Here is a 16946-nt window from a genome sequence, read left to right on the forward strand (position 1 = left end):
TTATTATAACATAAATATAAATATTTGTCAATAGGTCAAGAGAACGCTATTGCGCATATCCCTCCCCGCCAAATCGGCAAAAAAACGTCAGGAAGCCGAAGGTTCTTTTTCTTCTACGATCACCCTGTCCCCTTGGGCCTTGGGCTGCGAAATGACCAGCAGCTCGACATCGCCGTCGGACCGGTTGTGAATCTGGTGAACGGCTCCCGGGGGAACCTCCATCCCTTCCTGCGGAAAAAGGACGATCTCCTCGCCCTCCACCTCCAGCACCGCCGTGCCGGACAGGATGTAAAAAAACTGCCTGGACTTCTCGTGATAATGGCGGACCTCCGAGGTGCCCGGCGGCATTCTCTCCTGAATGACGCTGAGCTCTCCTTCCTTTACCAAATGCCATCCGTCGCACGCGTCACCCCACTGATAATGCTCGGCCGTCCGTTTGCTTTGCTTCATCGCCTCTGCCTCCTGTTCGAATACCGGATAGCTTGCCGGCTGTAGTCTGCTCCTATCATAAAGGCTCGACTAAGCGCGCCGTCAAGCGATAGTTTGTTCCCGGCGGGCAGCGGCTTCCAGGCCAGGGAACAAATCGCCGGAACCTCGCCAGGCCGGCTGCATATGCCCTTCCGTCAGACGGATAGAAGCCGTTTACGAAAGTATTAGAATTTCATGTTGAAGCGCTTACAAATATTTGGTACCTTAAGGTTGCTACGGAAGGGTTTTCCATTCACGACCATTTCTGAAGGGGGTATTGTTGAACTCATGGTTTCTCTATTCAAGAAACGACGTTTGTCCTTCTTTACCGTATGCATGATGCTTGTCCAGTCTCTGCTGCTGGCCCTCCCTGCGTTCGGAGCCTCAAATCCGCCGCAAACTGACACCATCAAAGTTATGACCTACAACATGAGCGTCTCCACCGCTCTCCCCGAGATCGCCGGGGTCCTCCGGCAGTCCGGAGCCGACGTGATCGGCCTGCAGAGAGTGGACAACCATTACAGCTCGCGCAGCGAATTCAAAGACCAGGCGAAGGAACTGGCGGATTTGCTGGGGATGTATTACGCCTACGGCGCGAACCTCGACTCCCCGTCCGATGTGCCGGGCGAGCCGAACAAGCAGTACGGCAACGCCATCCTGAGCAAATATCCGATCCTCTCCTCGCAAAACCGTCTGCTCACTAAGGGAAGGGAGCAGCGCGGCCTCCTGTCGGCCGAGATCGACTGGAACGGCAAACGATTCTGGTTCCACAATACCCATCTGGCGGGCATCAGCGCCGAAACCGTCATCCAGATTCCCGAGATTCTGCAGACTGTCTCCGGAAAGACCGGCTATTCGGCATTCGTAGGATCGCTCAACCATCTGCCGGGAGCGCCCGAGCTCGCTCCGCTCGACAATTCGTTCTACGACGTGCGGACCGGCCGCCTGGGTGGAGAGACCACCCCTTCCGCGAATCCGACCTCCCGGACCGATTATATTTATGCAGATCGTCAGCTCGAAGTGGTAAGCTCCGAGGTGATTCCGTATGCCAAGACTACATCCCGCCCCTTTGTAGCGGAGCTGAAAGTAGCCGACCCAGGCAACACGGTGCGCAGTCTCTCCTTCCCTAACGCGCCGGAGTTCGTAGAAATCGGCACCTCGTATCATCCGCTCGGACTAGTCGTCCACCATGCGGACCGTTCGACCACGCCGCTGACTGCCGGGCCTGTCTATACGAGCTCCAAGCCCGAGGTAGCGGTAGTCAATGAGGAAGGGGCCGTGCGCGGCATCTCTCCCGGCACCGCAATCATCCAGGCGGTCTACCAAGGCAAGATAGCCGAGGTCCGCGTCACCGTCGTGCAAAGAATTCCGGGCTCCAACTCCGCAGCTGCGCAAATTCTCGTGAACGGCCAGCCGCTTGCGAACTTTGACCCGGCTCAGCGCGACTACGAGGCGAGCCTGCCTGCCGACACAACGGCCGTTCCTCAAGTGACGGCGACCGCGCAGGATCCTTACGCTTCCGTAACGGTAACGCAGGCTGCCGGTCTCCCCGGTCTGGCCACCGTGAAGGTAACGGCCGAGAACGGAAAGACCAGCAGCACGTACACGGTCCGTCTCAAGCGGAATCTGCCCGGCGACGATTCGGTTCTTCCGCTGCGGGTCATGTCCTATAACATCCATCACGCCGTGAACAATGCGAATGTCCTCGATCTGCCGGCGATCGCGCAGGAGATCCGCTCTCAGAATGTGGATGTCGTCGGCCTGCAGGAAGTGGACAAGTATTATTCCAGCCGGAGCGATATGAAGGACCAGGCCAAGCTGCTGGCCGAGGAGCTCGGCATGTATTACGCCTACGGCGCAAACTTGAACCGGGATCCGGCTAATGAAGGAGACCCGCGCAGAGAGTACGGGACCGCTATCCTGAGCAAGTACCCGATCCTCTATGCCGAGAATTATTTCCTTGAAAGCTACGGCGACGAACAAAGAGGGCTGCTGGAAGCCCTTATCGATGTAAACGGCCAGCCTGTCTATTTCTACGACACGCATCTGGGCTTGACTACCGACCAGCGGCAGTCCCAGGCCCGAGAAATTCTGGCCCACTTCAGCAAGAGAACGGGGCCCAAGATCCTGGTAGGAGATTTCAACGCATCGCCAGCCAGCAGCGAGATCCAATTGCTGCTCGGGAACGGCCTGACGGATTCGTTCCGGTATATGCCGAATGTCTACACCTTCCCGTCCAGCGGGCCGACTTCGCGAATCGACTACATCTTCTATTCGCAAGAGATTAAACAATATGACAGCTATGTCGTCCAGACGGAAGCCTCCGACCATATTCCGGTGGTCGGCCAATATGCCCTCGCCAAGCAGCCGGCTCCCCCGGCCGATACGACGCCTCCCGGCGAGATTACTAATCTGGCGGCTTCTGTGAATGGATCCGCCGCATCGGTCAGCTGGACGAATCCGGCGGACAGCGATCATCTGTATTCGGAGATCTACTTGAACGGCCAGCTGCAGGGCAAAACCTACAAGCAGAAATTCCAGCTCGCCGATCTGGCGGCGGATACGGTCTACCAAGTGGTCGTGAAGACGGTTGACAAGGCCGGAAACCGGTCCCAAGGTGTCAGCCTCCTGTTCACCACCTCCACGGCCGAAGCGGTCAGCCACGAAGCGCTGGTCTCTGTGATCGGCCAGCTGGAGGCGCTTGGAGAAGTCAAGCACTCCCTCAAGCAGCAGCTGGTCAACACGCTCGAGACCGCCAAGCATCATAAGGATGGCGACCGGGCCGATCAGGCAGCCAAGCACTACGCGAAATTCCTGAACAACCTGACGACCGCTGCGGACAAAGAAATCAGTGCGGTAGCCAAGCAGCTTCTGCTGGAACTAGCCCAAACGGCGGCTCCCGGCTACACCCCGTAACCCGGTGCAGCAAAGCTGCCGGGCCCCCTGGAGCGCGGGGCAGTAGAATTAGCTCGGCCTCCTCTCTCCGAGGGACGGAGCAAAGCTAGCTTGTCCCCGTCCTCCGTGACAAAAACGAAAGAGCCGGTTATGCGCCGGCTCTTTTTCATCGTTTTCGAGGCAATTCACCAACTAATATTTCTCTTGCTTACTACATATCCCATAAGCAACCGTTCCTGATAAACAGCCTACTCCCGCCCCAATACTAATTGTAAATACGAGAAAGCCAGGTTCCAAGAAGATGCCGATGAGGACACCGGCAGCACACCCCATCATCATTCCCAGAGGGATTAAACTATCTATGAAATCCTTGGCGTTTCTTGACTTTTTCATCTCTCACTTTACCTGCTTTCTAGTTTGATTAGAACTATACGCACGCAAAGCAGCGCACCCTGCTGAATCCTTCTCTTGAAATCCGTTAAGTACTAACGAGTATTATACTATGTTTAAATAAGTCTATGCTAATGCAAAGGGGAGAGCATGTTCTCTCCGCCACGAGCGGTGAGGAAGGAGGTCAGACAACATGAAGCGCGTATTCAGCATGAACGAGGTACGGCAGGCGATCGGGGAAAACCGGCTTGTCCTGCTGCTGCTCAAAACCGGCCAGTGCGGGGTGTGCGAGGCAGTGGAAGCCAAAGCGGACGGGCTGCTGGCGTCCCATCCGGCCGCGACCGGCATCTCGGTCTATCTGGAGGACGCGCCGGATGCCGCCTCCGAATTTATGGCGTTCGCGGCGCCTACCGTCCTATTGATGGCCGACGGCAAGGAAGTGTACCGGATCACCCGCTTCGTCCGGTTCGAGGAGCTGGAGCACAAGCTGGCGCAGTATGAGGAAGCGTTGGCCGGAGAGTAGAGAGCTAACGCCGAAAAGCCCGGGATCGGCCGATCCCGGGCTTCTCGGCGTATAGAGGCGACGCTACAGGCGAGTGCCGATTCCGGCCGCTTGCGCCCGCCTGACGTAGTAGTCCGCCGTTGCGATATCGAAGGCGGCCAGCCCCATCGGGGAGAACAGGACCGGCTCTTCCGCCTGAACCTTCCCGAGGGCGTCCCGGCAGACGACATCCCGAAGCGACAGCGTGTCTTGTGCGCGCAGCCCGTACTGCTTATGCAGCTGCTCGATGTCGGTTCCGTCTCTGCACACTTCGTCCCAGTCATCCACTATGATGGCCCCGATTCCCTGAAGCGCCTCAGGCAGGTAATCCCGGAGCGAGACATGCAGCAGCAGGCGCCCCGGCTTGGGCGCTGCGTCCACATAGCGCTGTTCCGACACGGTACAGGTCAGGAAGAGGTCCGAGCGGTCGTAGACGTCCTGCCAGCCGGACGCGACGGTCACCTTGGCCCGCTCTTCTGGAGCAATCGTCTCGAGATCGATGCCGTTCAGGTCGTACAGATACACCTTCTCGATCCGCTCTCCGTACAGATCCATGCACATCCGGTAATGGTGCCGGCCGATCGGCCCCCAGCCGATAATGCCGACGGTCAGCCCCCCGCCGGGCCGGCTGCGCAGATAGTGCCGCAGGAACAGCGCGCTGACAGAGGCTGTGCGTACGACGCTCAGCAGGGCGGTGTTGACGATCGCCACCGGCTCCCCTGTCCCGGCGTCGTTCAAAACCGCGACGCTGTGGGCCCGCGGGAGGCCGCGGCGCAGATTGCCGGGGAAGCTCGCGATCCACTTGATCCCGGCAATCTCGAAGCGGCCTCCGATGTAGGCGGGCATGGCGATGATGCGGTTCACCGGGTCGCGGTAGCGCAGATACGGTTTGATCGGCTGGGCGTAATCCCCGGCGTCCATCAACCGGACCGTCTCCTCCAGCGTATCCGCCAGCGCTTCCCACTCGATGCCTATCCGGCGCAGATCCCCCTCGTTCAAGTACAGCATTCAGACTCCCTCCCCCCACTGATGCTCCACATCGCCGAAATGGCTTCGCACCCAGTCGTCCGAGTAGACGGTGTCGAGATACCGTTCTCCGCGGTCCGGCAGAATGACGACGCAGCGAGCTCCCGCCGGGAGCTCTCCCAGCATCGAACGGACGGCCGCGATGACGCCACCCGAGGAACCGCCCGCCAGAATCGCCTCCCGGCGCACCAGCTGCCGGCAGCCCGCGATACTGTCCAGGTCGGTCACCTGGACGCTTCGGTCGATAAGCTCATACCGGAACAGAGGCGGAACGACGGCTGCTCCGAGCCCGGGCAGGAGCCGCTTGCGGGGAGCCCCTCCGAACAAGACGCTTCCCGCCGCGTCGACGGCGACGACCGTCGTCTTCATGCCGTGCTCCCGGATATACTCGGCGCAGCCCCTTATCGTGCCGCCCGTACTTACGCCGCAGAACAAATAATCGACCCGGTGGTCCAGCTCGTCCGCGATTTCCTGCATCGTCGTCGAGCTGTGCGCCAGCGGATTATGGACATTCGCGTACTGGTTCGGCCAAAAGCTGTTCGGATGCTCCAGCAGCAGTTCCCGGACGCGCCGGATGCGAACGGGCAGGTACTCGCCCGTCTCCGGGTCCGGCTCCGTCACCCGGACAATCTCGGCGCCGAACGTCTTCACGATGCGGATATTCTGCTCGGTCGTCTTGGGATCGACGACGCAGAGGAAGCGCAGCCCGAGATAGGCACACAGCTTCGCCAGGCTGATCGCCATATTGCCCGAGCTGGATTCCACGATGACGGTCCCCTCCGTGATGCGGCCGGAAGCCAGCCCTTCGCGGATCATCGCGAGAGCCGGACGGTCCTTCGAGCTCCCCCCGGGGTTGAGGAATTCCAGCTTGGCATAGAGCTCGACCGGCTGCTCGCCGAACACCTTCTTCAGCCGGACGAGCGGAGTGCGCCCGATCGTGGTCAGGATGCCATCTTCGATCTGCATTGCCCCTTCCCTCTCTTCCTTCTTCGAAATCATTAGAATTTTCGGCCGTAGGCTCTGCCGTAACGGACGATCTTCCGGTACATGCTCCGATCGCCCAGCTGCCCGAACAGCTTCACGACAGGCGTCGAGTTGACCTCGAGAATCCATGGCCTGCGGTTGCGGTCAAGGGCGATATCCGCACCAATCTCCTTCATGCCCGGATAAGTCTTGGTGAGCTGCCTCGCGATGCGGACACCGAGCCGATCCAGCCTGCCCAGCAGACGATACGCGCTTTTCTTGGACATATGCTGCTTGAACAGCTGGCCCGCCTTCATAATCGAGCCGCCGCCGCTCCGGTTGGTGATGACTTTGGACCGGTGGGCGATGCGGGCAATGATGCCTGTCGTCTCCCAGCGCCCGCGCGGGCTGACCTGCACCATGACGCGCAGATCGGTTACCCGTCCCCGGTGGCGAAGCGTATGGATCCCCCGCTGAACCAGGTAAGGCTTGCGAGAGGTGTACCTTCTGAGCCCGCGGTACAGCTCGCGGAAGGATCCGTATTCCCGGCGATGATGCTCCCAGCGCCATTGATAGACCCGTTTGCCGTTCCGGATACTCCTCTCCACCCTCATAACGCCTTTGCCCGACGATCCGCTATTGGGCTTCAGATAGACCATTCCGTATTTGCGCAGCATGCTGTACAGTCTGCCGGAGGTCAGCTTCTTTGTGCGGGGGACATACCTTCTCATGCTCCTGCTCTTCAGCAGCGCCTTGGTTTTGTCCCACTTTTTTTTCACGCGCTGCGTATAGCTCTTATCTCTTCTGTCCAACGGTTCGCTCCTCCACTCCCACATAATCTGACATGTTATCGTATGTGCTCTCGGCGCGGACGACTGTGCGGGTGCCGAGGGAGAATAGCCGGAACTTGGCGGAAGCAGACCGGAATATACATAAGTATGACTGTTCATCGCATAGTGGGAGGTTGGCCATGCTTGCTCCTGATAGGCTAAGACAAAAAATAGAAGACACCGCCCGAATCTTCCCCTGGTACGCGGAGCTGCTCAGGGACCGCGAGGTGCGTACGCTGACGGATCTCCCGCTCTTGACCCCCGAACTTCTGGAGCGGCACTATTACCACAGCCCGCCCGACGATCCGGCTCTTCACGTCTACCGGACGTCGGGCACGAGCTCGCGCAAACGAAAGCAGATTGTCTATTCCGCCGAGGACGACCAGCGGTATTTGGACATCAAGGCTGAGGTGTACGCCCGCTTCCTGGAGGGCGCTAATGTCCAAAAGGCGTTCGCCGACATGGGGACGGGCCATGCCGCGGGAACGGCCGCTCAGGTGTTCCGGCAGATTGGCCTCGAGGAGGAGGGGATCTCCTTTCAGCAGCCGATCGCCGAGCATGTGGAGAGGCTGACGGCGTTTCGGCCCCAGCTGCTCTATACGATGCCGTCCATCCTCGACAGCATCGTGCAGGCGGCTCCCGATCCGCAGGCGTTCGGCATCCGAAAGATCATCCTTGTCGGCGAGATCGCCTCGCGCGAATGGATCCAAAGGGTAGCCGGCGTCTTCGGCATTCGGCCGGAGGATATCATGGATACGTACGGCTCGATTGAGCTGGGGACGATCGCTTACTTCTGTCACGAGCTCGGGAGGTATGTGTTCGTCCGGGATATGGTTGCGGAAGGGCTCCGGGCTCAGGAGGCGGACGAGAGACTGGAGGAGCTGGGGGACGAGGAGCGGATTCTCGTGCTGACCTCCCTTGCCCGCCGAATGTTCCCGGCGCTTCGTTTCGTCACCAACGACGTCGTCCGGGGATTCCGTACGGATACGGTCGGGGGCCGGCAGGTGCAGAGTTTCCATTCCATCGTCAAGCGAGTCGGGCCCGAGCTGAAGCACGGAGAAAAAATCAGCCTGTACGACATCGAAGAGGTCGTCTACCGGCATGTGGCGGAGGCCGCCATCCGGGTGCAGGTGAAGGACAACCGGCTGACCGTCTATATCCGCAGCCGGACACTGAACGCCGAAGCGGCGGCTAACATTCGGGCGGAGGTGCAGAGTCAGATTCCCGAAATCGGGGAGATGATCCGCTGCGGCATTCTGGAAGAAATCAACGTCGTGGCCGTCGGCGAGAACGAGCAGCTGCTACAGGGACCGGTCAAAAACAAGAAGCTTTATTCGTAGCCCGGCCGCCGGCTGCCTCTATTCCTGGATGGCCGGTACGCCGGCGTCTGGACGCACGCCAAAAAAAACCGCCAGAAGAACGCCGCCCAGTAGGCAGCGTTCTTCTGGCGGCTTCGTGCCGTCTTCCGGCAGCCGAACATTCGTGGGGCAGCTTTCGGGCCTCCTGTGGCCGGCGCTTGCCGAAAAGTCCCTTGCCCATATATGCCGAGTCCGCCTCCGGCAGGGATCAGCCGTCCGCGTTCGCCGCATAAACTCGTTAATCTGGTAACCGTGCTGGCTCTAGGGCATCAAGAGCCCCAGCACAAGCAGCGCGCTCATCCACGACTCAGCTCCCCTTCCTTCTCCACATTACAGTCTCCCTTATCGGATTGAGCAAAGACCGGCTCCCCCGGACAGACCCGGCCAAAAGAGGGCGTTCCCTTCCGCAGCCGGATAGTCCAAAGCGTTTCAAACCCGGCACGGCGGGTAAAAATACAATGTCCCCGGGAACCAAAAGCAAGACAACAAGGAGACTGAGCGAAGATGACCTTTACAAGCATCGATGACATCATCGACTACTATACGAACGAACATGCCAAACAGCCGGAGCCGGCACAGCAAGCGGAAGAGAACAATTCGGAGCCGTCCGGGCAGGAAGCGCCCGTCGTCCACTGATCGCGCTGGTTGGCATAAGAAAGCAGCGGCCCCTCCCTCGGGAGGAGCCGCTGCTTTGTTGTTGGGACGAGCTTGCACAGCCGCCGTCTTCGGATTTCGCCTTCACAAGAGAACCCTGGCCTCCATCGGCCCGCATGGGATTGATCACCGTCCTAGGGCGCCGAACGCCGGGCGCTTGGAGCTTCGCGCACAGGATGACGCCCATTACCGAACGTCTTGCCACCGCGTCCACAGCTCGCGCGGGTTCCTCTCATAGCGGTCGTTCTCCCGGAACATGTAGTGATGCATGATGAATTCGCGGCGGATCGTCGCGAAGTCGTCATAGTACTGCCGGATGAACGCATTGATCTCCTTCTCCGTATAAATCCGGCCTTCCTCGAGCTGCTCGGCCATCGCTTCAAGCGCAACGAGCTTCTTCTTGTACTGGGCCGGAATCAGCTTCAGCCTTCCTTCCTTGGTGAAGAAATTCCTCAGTACAGACGCTCTCAGCTTCTCGCTGCGCGTCTCCTCCGTTTCGGTCGCCATCTCTCTTCCTCCTTCCTTGGCTGCGGTCCTTGCCACCAGATCGACAATCGCCTGGGCGTTCTGGGCGAGGAAAGTCCGGTCAAGCGAGAACCAGACCGTGTTCTTCTCCCTCCGCTCCCCGATTAGCGCCGCCTCCCGCAGCTTAGCTGCATGATGCGTCACCGTGGGCTGCGACAGGTTCAGCTGGCCGGCCAGCTCCTGCCCGTTCTTTTCTCCTACCGCCAGCAAGACAAGCATGCGGATCCGGGTCGGATCCGCCAGCGCCTTGTGAAACGCCACGATCTTTTCAAGCTGCATCCACGACCCTCCTTAGCCGAACATCTAATTTAATGTTTGTCTAATTAGACAATAATACATTCTCCATTATTTGTAAATAGGTGCTTTGCCGGTCTAAAGTTCATATAACACACACCAAACCCCGCCATTCGCTGGCGGGGTTATCAGTCGACAATCGTTCCCGTTATCGTTACGATTTTCATTCTTGTTGGGGTTCAACGCGATATCTTGGAATACCAGTCCGACCTTTAACCTTTTCCCTTAAAGGTTTAACGTTTGAAGCTGTCGATGACCTTTCGAAGCGCCTGCCGGGAGAAGCCGTTCCAGAGCGTCCGGCTGTCGCTGTCCAGCGAATCGCGGCGGATTCCCTTGAACAGCAGCAGGCAGAACGCGAGCACAATCCCAAGCAGACCGACCGACAGCAGCACGACCAACACCATACCCGTTCCTCCCCCGTGACGGAATGGTATACCTTATGCCCCCCAATGCTGGCACATGCCTCCACGCAAAAAAAGTCCGCCGGGCCCTGTTTCGGGTTTTCCTGGTGTTGCCGCCGCGAAGCCGGCGGCCGCAGCTCGTTCGTGTCATTTCCCAGCCTACCCTCCACGGCGTTCCTTTGTCCAGAGCGTTCGCTTCATCATAATCAATCAAATTAACCAATTCAGGATCATAAACCTGTTGAACTCCCTCGATATGATTTGATTTTCTCACGCAAATTTAAAGACAAAAATGTTATTGACTCTCACGTTACGTGATAGTGTTTAATATTCTTGAACCAATAAGGGAGTGAAGGGTATGAAGAAAAATAGAAAAATTAATAAGTTAACTGACGAAAAACAAACGAAGTATGAAACCCAGGCAATGAGTCAATGGGGTGAAGATAGAGTTAGACAATCCACAAATCTTTGGAATAGCTATGGAGAGAAGAAAAAAGAGCAGATAATGGACGAATGTAATTCAATATTTCAGGAATTGGCAGACAATATGCAGTACGGAGCTGAGAGTCAGGTAATTAAGGAACTTTTAATAAAATGGCATCAGTTTTTACAATACTTTTACGAACCATCTTTAGAGGTATTAAGGGGTCTAGGCGAGATTTATAGCAATGATCCTGAGTTCCGAAAGGTTTTTGAAGCTATCGATCCTAATCTCCCTGACTTTCTTCAAAACTCCATAAGTTGTTATGTTGATGAGTTAGAGATGAGATGGTTAGAAAGCCAATATGAAATTCTACAAGAGTAAATTATAAAAAAGGAGATTGAAATGGATAATAATATAAAAATAAATACACCAAGTGAAAATGGGCAAAATTTCAGGTCGCAATCGGAAGAAAGGTTTGTATCACCACTTGGGATACAAAATCAGAGAGCAATAGAGAATGATATGAATAAAAGAATGGATATGTTTACTGTTGAAAAGCCGAAGTATAGATTAGAGGATTTGGTTGTTTCAGAGAAAATAAAAATGCAGCTAGATAGCTTGCTTACAAAGGTTAAATATCATGATGTATTATATGAGGATTTTGGATTAAAGGATGTTGATCCTACGGGAGGACGTACTGCAATAAACTTATATGGTCCTCCAGGAACCGGGAAGAGCTTTACTGCGGAAGCTATAGCAAATGAGATTAATAGGGGCATTATTAGGGTGAATTATGCAGAAATAGAATCCAAGTTTGTTGGAGAAACACCGAAAAATATTAAGGCAGTGTTTCAAAAGGCGAAAGATTCAAATGCTGTGCTATTCTTTGATGAAGCAGATTCTATCCTTGGAAAAAGATTATCAAATATAACTCAAAGTACAGACCATGCGGTGAATGTCAGTAGGTCAGTAATGCTATTAGAGCTTGACAATTTCTCTGGCATAACTATTTTTGCAACTAACTTCGCATCAAACTATGATTCTGCCTTTATTAGACGTATTCTTGGACACATTGAAATGCCATTACCGGATAAAAGCTGCAGAGAAGCACTTTTTGAAAAACTTATCCCTAAAAAACTTCCTATAGAACTTTCGAAAAGTGATTGGGAGTGCATAATTATTGAAACAGAAGGGCTTTCAGGTGGAGATATTCTTAATGTAATTGTTAATGCAAGTTCTATGGCTCTTGAAAGAGAAGGTTATACATGTAAAGTAAAACTAAATGATTTTATAACTGCAGTACACTCAAGTAAAAAGGCCAAAGAAGAAATAGGGATATAAGGTGGAAAGATAATGAGCCACAAAGTAAAGCAAGTATCAAAATTAGTAGGAGTAAGTGTGCGAACGCTTCACCACTATGATGAGATAGGTTCAAGAAGGAGTAGCAAAGCTAAGACAGCATATAACTGATAATTATTATAATTGTACAGTTGAAATATTCAGAGGACTTGGAGACCTATATGTTCAGGATGAGCGATTTACGAAAAGTATTGATAAAGACAAAACAGGCTACGCTGAGTTCCTAAGAGAAGCAATGCATTACTACTGTGATAATTTGAAATAAAACTTGAAATAGAAGGGAGTAATTTTTTATGGAGATTATCATTCACGACACCTACAGTCTATATAAGGAAATGGATAAATTGCCAAATGAAGAGCGAGGCGACTTTTACGAGAATAAGTTAGTAGAACCATTTCAACCGATGATAAAGATCATGAATATGCCTGCGAATCCTGAGGCAATGGGATGTTTACCTCTAATAGGGAGAGAACCTGAGGTGGAGGAAATGTTGATCAAGCTTAAAGCTGCCAATGCTTGGGAAACCGCTCGTAAAGCACTAGAAACTGCAGCAGAAAGATTTCTTGCTGCACGGGTAGCTGTACCAGAGAAGGTTGTACTTGGAATTTACCTTGGCAACCCTGAGTATTTGGCAAATAACGGCGGTATTACCGGCTTTGGTGGAATTCCAGGCTATATACAAGTTATTATAACACCAGACCAAAAGAGTTTAGCATTACTGCCATCTATTGTTGCTCATGAGTTTCATCATAATGTATTGTTTTACAATGCAAAGTGGAACTTTATGGAGGTTACTGTTGCAAAGTACCTAGCAGTAGAAGGTCTTGCAGAGAGCTTCGCGGAAAGTCTATATGGTTATGAATATCTTGGTCCCTGGGTAAAGGAACTAAAAGGAGAAGCGTTGGAAAAAGCTCGTAAAACAATTGGAGAGGCTTTAAATGTTAAAGGCTTTAACCAAGCTCGCAGATATATTTTTGGTGACATGCTGACAAGCTTCGAGGGAGCTGAAGCTTCAGGCATACCCCCATATTCTGGATATGCTGTAGGATATCATGCAGTACAATCTTTCTTGAAAAATACCGGTGTTTCTATTGAGCAGGCTACGGTTTTAGAGGGAGAAGAAATTATGGAGAGATCAAAATACTTTAAATAAAGGTGTTAATCCTCATTGTTGATATTTGATGTTTAAGAACATTGTGTCCGTAGCCCCGTTCAAATTATTGAGCTCCCTCGATATGATTTGATTTTCTGATGGGAAAAGTTATCGGCTTAGTCTACATTGGACTGGGTTTAAGAGTTGCTATTCAATCACAAAAGTAAATCAAATATTTGTTTAGGAATGGGATGGCTACGGCCATCCCTTTTTTATTTAACTAACGGGATACGTTAGTTAAATGGCAACAGCGGCAGTCAAGTCTTGATCCACCGCTGATTGATTGTAGTTCAGTCTAATATGGAGTCATCATCCGACCGGCCCTCTTCCGCGCGGCCGCCTCAGGATCTAGTGGAGGAGACGAGAAGCGGTCATGCCTAGCAGGGCGGTCAATCTCCGAACAAGCTAAAGTACAGCAGGGCGAGCAGATACATGGCGGCCAAGATAGCGGCGACCATGCCGAGAAAGCGGCTGTATGCGGCGGCGTGAGGATGCCGCTCTTCCAATGAATACGCCATAAGAATTAGCAAATTGCCGATGCAGAACAAGCCTATACCCGTAATCGCGGCCGTCATGCGCCACCGCCTCCTCTCTCCCCGGTTTGGTTGGGGTTACCAACCATTACCCGGCGGACGGCTGGGAGAAACCAGGCCGTTCGCTGTCCCCCAAAGCCCGGCGGGGGAGACGGACGGCCCGCGGCTCCGCAGGAGCTTTGCATACTTTTGGGCAGGCGGGGCATACGAAAGGCATCGAGGAGGAGGCGCGCAAGCATGTACGATTATCATCATCTGAATCACCGCAAGGAACAGACGGCCTCCCGCCGGGCATTATGGGTGACGCTCGTGTTGACGCTGTTCTTCACGATCGTTGAGTTAATCGGAGGCATCTTGAGCAACTCGCTTGCCCTGATCTCTGACTCCGCCCACATGGTCTCGGACGTCCTCGCCCTCGGCCTCAGCATGACCGCGATCTACCTGGCCAGGCGGGAACCGGACGCGCGCTATACGTTCGGCTATTTGCGTTTTGAGATTATCGCTTCGTTCCTGAACGGACTCGCGCTAGCGGTGATCGCAGTCGGCATCTTCGCAGAAGGAATCCGGCGCTTTCTGCACCCTGAGGAGATTCATTTCCAGCTGATGCTCATCATCGCGGTCATTGGTCTTGTGGTGAACATCGTGCTGACATTCGTCCTCAGCCGAAGCATGAAGGAAGAAGACAATCTCAACGTGCAGAGCGCGCTGTGGCATTTCATCGGCGACCTGCTCAGCTCCATCGGCGTCATCGTCTCGGCGGTGCTGATCTTCTATACCGGCTGGCTCGTCTTCGATCCGCTCATCAGCATCGTGATCGGGGGCATCCTCCTTGTGGGAGGCAGCCGCATCATCCGTGAATCCTACCTCATTCTGATGGAATCCGTTCCCCGGAAGTTCGACCTGAACGAGGTCCGGGCACGCATGGGCGAAATTGAAGGCGTGCAGGATGTCCACGAGCTGCATTTGTGGGCGATCTCGACGGACCATTACTCTCTGTCCGCCCATGTGTTCATCCGCCGGGACATCCAGCCGTTCTGCGTCATCCTTGCGATGAACGAGATGCTCCGAACCCGCTACGGCATCACCCACTCGACGGTCCAAATCGAGCACGCAAGCATACACCAGCACGGCGAATACGGCAGGCAGTTTCTGCTTCATCAGCAGCAATCGCAGCCGGACGGCGGCGGTTTCGGCGCACGCAGCCCGGAGGATTGAGAACGCCGGGAGCGTCAAAGCCCCGGTCCATCCAATTGATTCATCCTATCAGACGACCGTTTTTAAAAAAATTCTTTATAAAACCTTTACTTAAAAATCTACTCGAATTAACATTTCCCCTCTATTATACATTTGAGTTCAATACTTTCACTTAGAGAGGGAGTATATTATGAATCGGATTTTGAATAAGAAAGCAGTCGCAATAACGATGGCTGCTGCTGTAACTTTTTCTTTAGGTTCTGTAGGGTACAATAGTATCACAGAAGCAAAGAGCAAGAAGAATGAACCTACCAATGTTATTATGATGGTGATGGATGGAACTAGTGCAGGTGCCACATCTTTAGCGAGATGGTACAAAGGTGAGAACCTTGCCATGGATGAAATCGTTATTGGAGGAGTGCGTACGCATTCTGCCGAATCAGCGATTACCGATTCTGCACCAGCGGCAACCGCCTTAGCAACCGGGCATAAAAGTAATGATAAAATTATTGGGCTTCTTCCTAAAATAGTGAATACACCTGGTGTCGACCCCGTTAATCCTGAAGATGCTTATAAACCGGTTGCAAACGTATTAGAGGGCGCGAAGCTATTAGGAAAGTCGACAGGTATCATTTCTACTTCTGAAATTCAACATGCAACTCCAGCAGGCTTCTCTTCTCACGCAGCCCATCGCAGCAATTACCAAGATATTGCCGAGCAACAGGTTTATCAGGAAATCGATGTTGTTCTCGGCGGAGGAAAAGAATCTCTATTACCAGGCACAACAAAGAACTCCCGAGTTGACGGTGAAGATTTAACAAAAGTACTTGATTCTAAAGGATATGAATTTGTAGAAACACGTGATGAGCTTTTAAAAACAAAATCAAATAAAATTTGGGGATCCTTTGCTCCTTCCGCTCTAGCCTATGATTTTGACCGTAAAGTAACGAATAATAATGAACCATCCCTTGCTGAAATGACGAAAAAAGCCATCGATACCCTCTCCAAAAATGAAAAAGGTTTCTTCCTATTTGTAGAAGGGAGTAAAGTAGACTGGGCAGCACACGCAAATGATACAATCGGAATCATTAGTGATGTATTGGCTTTTGATGATGCGGTAAACGAAGCTTTAGAATTTGCGAAAAAAGATGGAAATACAATGGTTATCGCAGTTAGTGATCACGGAAACAGCGGGATTACGATGGGCAATGTAAACACGAACTCCAAGTACCCCGAAACACCGGTTTCTGCTTATGTTGATCCTTTAAAGAAAGCTTCGATGACAATCGAAGGTGCTTTAAAGCAATTAAAGGCCGATCGCTCTAATATGAAAGAAGTAGCGGAATTATATGGTTTGGATAACCTAACAGCAACGGAAATCGAAGCTCTAAGAGCATCGAAATCTTTACAAGCTGATATGACGAAAATGCTCGCAAATCGTGCGAATATTGGTTTTACTACCGGTGGTCATACCGGAGAAGATGTCTTCCTTTACGCTTATGGTCCATCCAGACCATATGGATTGGTAGAAAACACGGACATCGCGAAATCGATGGCTGAATTCTTAGGTTTTGATCTGAATAAAACAACGGACAAACTATTTGTCAATGCGAGAGAGTCCTATGAGAAAAAAGGGTATGAGACTCGTATCGATGTAACGGATGAGAAAAACCCAATATTTATTGCTGAAAAACAAAATATCAAGATTGAACTGCCTGTTAATAAAAACGTTGCCTATGTTACGCAAAACAAAAAGACTTACACTAAGACACTTGAAGGGATAACCGTTTATAACACAAAAGATTTCTATGTATCGGAAGCTGCATTAAACTTATCTAAATAAATTTGATAGGGTGCTTTCCCTAAATAAAATTAGGGAAATCGCGGGCGGCCTTCCATTCCCAAAAGTGGCCGAATCTCTCCTCAGGACACGGGGG

17 protein-coding genes and 1 pseudogene are annotated in these 16946 nt (G+C 53.0%); 11 read left to right on the plus strand and 7 right to left on the minus strand.

What is annotated here, in order from left to right; genetic code table 11:
• Positions 1-87: 87 nt before the first annotated feature.
• A complete protein-coding gene (locus KJS47_RS08945; protein ID WP_213524547.1) occupies positions 88-450 on the minus strand; it encodes a cupin domain-containing protein in 363 nt (120 codons plus the stop codon).
• A gap of 306 nt (positions 451-756) precedes the next feature.
• Here KJS47_RS08945 and KJS47_RS08950 point away from each other — a divergent pair, with 306 nt between their 5' ends.
• Together KJS47_RS08950 and KJS47_RS08955 are read left to right on the plus strand one after the other, a co-directional pair.
• The gene (locus tag KJS47_RS08950) at positions 757-3384 is read left to right on the plus strand and encodes an endonuclease/exonuclease/phosphatase family protein (protein ID WP_213524548.1); all 2628 of its coding nucleotides are present in this window, start codon (positions 757-759) and stop codon (positions 3382-3384) included.
• A gap of 562 nt (positions 3385-3946) precedes the next feature.
• Complete coding sequence (locus tag KJS47_RS08955) at positions 3947-4276, plus strand: thioredoxin family protein (RefSeq protein WP_213524549.1); 330 nt, start codon at positions 3947-3949, stop codon at positions 4274-4276.
• Between the two features lie 63 nt (positions 4277-4339).
• Here KJS47_RS08955 and KJS47_RS08960 read toward each other — a convergent pair whose 3' ends face one another.
• The 3 genes from KJS47_RS08960 to KJS47_RS08970 are packed head-to-tail and all read right to left on the minus strand — an operon-like array spanning position 4340 to position 7095.
• Complete coding sequence (locus KJS47_RS08960) at positions 4340-5302, minus strand: 2,3-diaminopropionate biosynthesis protein SbnB (RefSeq protein ID WP_213524550.1); 963 nt, start codon at positions 5300-5302, stop codon at positions 4340-4342.
• Positions 5303-6286 carry a 2,3-diaminopropionate biosynthesis protein SbnA gene (gene sbnA / locus KJS47_RS08965; RefSeq protein WP_213524551.1) on the minus strand — a complete coding sequence of 328 codons (984 nt, stop codon included), beginning with the start codon at positions 6284-6286 and terminating at the stop codon, positions 5303-5305.
• Positions 6287-6318: 32 nt separating this feature from the next.
• Positions 6319-7095, minus strand: a complete 777-nt coding sequence (locus KJS47_RS08970; RefSeq protein WP_249716190.1) for a YheC/YheD family protein — start codon at positions 7093-7095, stop codon at positions 6319-6321.
• Positions 7096-7253: 158 nt separating this feature from the next.
• On the opposite strand from KJS47_RS08970, the gene KJS47_RS08975 reads away from it, so the two are divergent.
• Both KJS47_RS08975 and KJS47_RS24245 read left to right on the plus strand, forming a co-directional pair.
• Positions 7254-8453, plus strand: a complete 1200-nt coding sequence (locus KJS47_RS08975) for a phenylacetate--CoA ligase family protein (RefSeq protein WP_213524553.1) — start codon at positions 7254-7256, stop codon at positions 8451-8453.
• A gap of 522 nt (positions 8454-8975) precedes the next feature.
• A complete protein-coding gene (locus KJS47_RS24245; protein WP_283772062.1) occupies positions 8976-9107 on the plus strand; it encodes a hypothetical protein in 132 nt (43 codons plus the stop codon).
• 204 nt (positions 9108-9311) lie between these two features.
• Here KJS47_RS24245 and KJS47_RS08980 read toward each other — a convergent pair whose 3' ends face one another.
• Positions 9312-9929, minus strand: coding sequence for a DUF2087 domain-containing protein (locus tag KJS47_RS08980; RefSeq protein WP_213524554.1), 618 nt, complete (start codon positions 9927-9929; stop codon positions 9312-9314).
• Positions 9930-10177: 248 nt separating this feature from the next.
• Positions 10178-10348 carry a hypothetical protein gene (locus tag KJS47_RS08985; RefSeq protein WP_213524555.1) on the minus strand — a complete coding sequence of 57 codons (171 nt, stop codon included), beginning with the start codon at positions 10346-10348 and terminating at the stop codon, positions 10178-10180.
• A gap of 355 nt (positions 10349-10703) precedes the next feature.
• Between KJS47_RS08985 and KJS47_RS08990 the strand changes: the two genes are divergently transcribed.
• From KJS47_RS08990 to KJS47_RS09010, 5 genes and pseudogenes are all read left to right on the plus strand, one after another.
• On the plus strand, positions 10704-11150 hold the full coding sequence (locus KJS47_RS08990; protein ID WP_213524556.1) for a TipAS antibiotic-recognition domain-containing protein: 447 nt from the start codon (positions 10704-10706) through the stop codon (positions 11148-11150).
• A gap of 21 nt (positions 11151-11171) precedes the next feature.
• A complete protein-coding gene (locus KJS47_RS08995) occupies positions 11172-12110 on the plus strand; it encodes an ATP-binding protein (RefSeq protein WP_213524557.1) in 939 nt (312 codons plus the stop codon).
• Between the two features lie 12 nt (positions 12111-12122).
• Positions 12123-12200: pseudogene (locus KJS47_RS09000) on the plus strand (MerR family DNA-binding transcriptional regulator); the annotation flags it as partial.
• A gap of 31 nt (positions 12201-12231) precedes the next feature.
• Positions 12232-12393: a TipAS antibiotic-recognition domain-containing protein gene (locus KJS47_RS09005; RefSeq protein WP_213525037.1), complete on the plus strand. Its 162-nt coding sequence runs from the start codon at positions 12232-12234 to the stop codon at positions 12391-12393.
• 28 nt (positions 12394-12421) lie between these two features.
• Positions 12422-13282 carry a DUF2268 domain-containing putative Zn-dependent protease gene (locus KJS47_RS09010; protein WP_213524558.1) on the plus strand — a complete coding sequence of 287 codons (861 nt, stop codon included), beginning with the start codon at positions 12422-12424 and terminating at the stop codon, positions 13280-13282.
• A gap of 389 nt (positions 13283-13671) precedes the next feature.
• Here the strand turns inward: KJS47_RS09010 and KJS47_RS09015 are convergent, their stop codons facing one another.
• Complete coding sequence (locus KJS47_RS09015; protein WP_213524559.1) at positions 13672-13857, minus strand: hypothetical protein; 186 nt, start codon at positions 13855-13857, stop codon at positions 13672-13674.
• A 195-nt stretch (positions 13858-14052) separates the two neighbouring features.
• On the opposite strand from KJS47_RS09015, the gene KJS47_RS09020 reads away from it, so the two are divergent.
• Both KJS47_RS09020 and KJS47_RS09025 read left to right on the plus strand, forming a co-directional pair.
• On the plus strand, positions 14053-15030 hold the full coding sequence (locus tag KJS47_RS09020) for a cation diffusion facilitator family transporter (RefSeq protein WP_213524560.1): 978 nt from the start codon (positions 14053-14055) through the stop codon (positions 15028-15030).
• A gap of 169 nt (positions 15031-15199) precedes the next feature.
• On the plus strand, positions 15200-16852 hold the full coding sequence (locus KJS47_RS09025; RefSeq protein WP_213524561.1) for an alkaline phosphatase: 1653 nt from the start codon (positions 15200-15202) through the stop codon (positions 16850-16852).
• The last annotated feature ends 94 nt before the right edge of the window (positions 16853-16946 follow it).

The organism is Paenibacillus sp. J31TS4 (genome assembly GCF_018403265.1).
Lineage (GTDB): Bacteria > Bacillota > Bacilli > Paenibacillales > NBRC-103111 > J31TS4.